Consider the following 1,745-nt stretch of genomic DNA (forward strand, 5'->3'; position numbering starts at 1 on the left):
CCCGGCCCCCCCCCCCCCACCCCCCCCCCCAACCCCCCCCCCCCGTTGCCGGGTGCATTTTATTTTAAAAAATATCGCGGGGGGCCGCGGGGGGGGGCCCCCCCGCCAGGATCAGGCCGCAGCGGCCTGGGACTTGGACGCTTCCTTGTACAGGTTGCGAACCTTGTCGGTCATCTGAGCGCCGTTGGCGATCCACTTGTCGACAGCAGCGATATCCAGCACAACGCGCTGCTCGGCACCCTGGGCAACCGGGTTGTAGTAACCGACGCGCTCGATGTTGCGGCCGTCGCGGGCGCTACGGACGTCGGAAACGATGATGTGGTAGAACGGACGCTTCTTGGCGCCGCCGCGGGTCAGTCGAATCTTGACCATGGTGGTATTTTCCTATGTTGCCCAGTCGCCAGGATGGCGCGGTAAGCCGGCGATTATAGCGACCACCTCGTCTCATTCCAACCCCGGCCCTGACAGAGAACCTGAACGCCCCCGAGCTTCTACTGGCGGCAGGCCAGCGCAGCAAGCTGGACCTTTGCAGCCCGACGCCGACTACCCATCTCCTTTGCGTGGCAGGTGCCACCGCCAGGCCTTTCTTGTGTTTCGCTCAGCATAAAAATAATATGATTCGTATATGGATCATATATTAAACCAAGGGAGCGACCGATGGGCATCGTGAACATCGACGACGAACTGCACGACAACCTGCGCAGGGCCAGCACCGTGTCTGGCCGCTCCATCAATGCCCAGGCCGGGTTCTGGATCAGGATCGGCATGCTCTGCGAATTGAATCCGCAGCTGAGTTTCCAGGAGCTGGTCGCGCGCGAACTCGCAGCCGCGGGGGTAAGCCCCGCAAACATGCGAGTGGCAGAGACATGATCAAGCAGCCACATGAACTGGCATTGATGGCCGAATCCGGACGTCTTCTGGCGTCAGTGTTCGAAGCACTGAACCAGCTGCCACTGGAAGGCATGAGCACGCTGCAGGTAAACGACTGGGTCGAGCGCTTCATCGTCGACCGTTTGCAGGCACGCCCGGCCAGCAAAGGCCAGTATGGCTTTGCCTATGTCCTCAACAGCTCCGTCGATACCGTTGTCTGCCACGGCGTACCGTCATCGAAAGACATTCTCCGCAGCGGCAGCATCGTCAACCTGGACATCACCCTGGAGAAGAACGGCTACATCGCCGATTCCAGCCGCATGTACCTGATCGGCGAGGTAAGCCATCAAGCCAAACGCCTGGTGCGCGTCACCAACGAGGCCATGTGGAAAGGCATCACTGCGGTACGTCCAGGCGCGACCTTGGGCGACATCGGCTTTGCGATCAACCGCCACGCCAAGGACGCCGGCTATTCGGTAGTGAAGGAGTATTGCGGTCATGGTATTGGCCGCGAGATGCACGAAGATCCGCAGGTACTGCATTACGGGCATCGTGGCGCCGGACTCGAACTGCAGGCCGGCATGACTTTCACCATCGAGCCGATGATCAACCAGGGCCGCGCGGCGATCGACAACCACGACGATGGCTGGACCGTGACCACGCGCGATGGAAAGCTGTCGGCGCAGTGCGAGCATACCGTCGAGGTGACGGAAACCGGCGTACGCGTACTGACCCTGCGCGATGAGGAGCGGGCCATCGCAAAGAAGCTGCTTGGCACCGTCGCGTAGGACGCGCTTTTGTAGGAGCGGCGTAAGCCGCGAAGCAGAGGCACCATCAGGTCTCACGTTTGCCAGCAGCTTCAGCAATATCAGCTT

At 61.0% G+C, this 1,745-nt stretch carries 3 protein-coding genes; 2 read left to right on the forward strand and 1 reads right to left on the reverse strand.

Annotated elements, in window-relative coordinates:
- Positions 1-111 precede the first annotated feature (111 nt).
- Positions 112-372, reverse strand: a complete 261-nt coding sequence (gene rpsP, locus ACVOL0_RS20320; protein WP_481550620.1) for a 30S ribosomal protein S16 — start codon at positions 370-372, stop codon at positions 112-114.
- Between the two features lie 285 nt (positions 373-657).
- Between rpsP and ACVOL0_RS20325 the strand changes: the two genes are divergently transcribed.
- The gene (locus ACVOL0_RS20325) at positions 658-870 is read left to right on the forward strand and encodes a ParD-like family protein (RefSeq protein WP_481550621.1); all 213 of its coding nucleotides are present in this window, start codon (positions 658-660) and stop codon (positions 868-870) included.
- The gene (map, locus tag ACVOL0_RS20330; protein WP_481550622.1) at positions 867-1,658 is read left to right on the forward strand and encodes a type I methionyl aminopeptidase; all 792 of its coding nucleotides are present in this window, start codon (positions 867-869) and stop codon (positions 1,656-1,658) included. The genes ACVOL0_RS20325 and map overlap by 4 nt, the downstream gene beginning before the upstream one ends.
- Positions 1,659-1,745: the final 87 nt, after the last annotated feature.

Source organism: Stenotrophomonas sp. STEN021, from assembly GCF_056760175.1.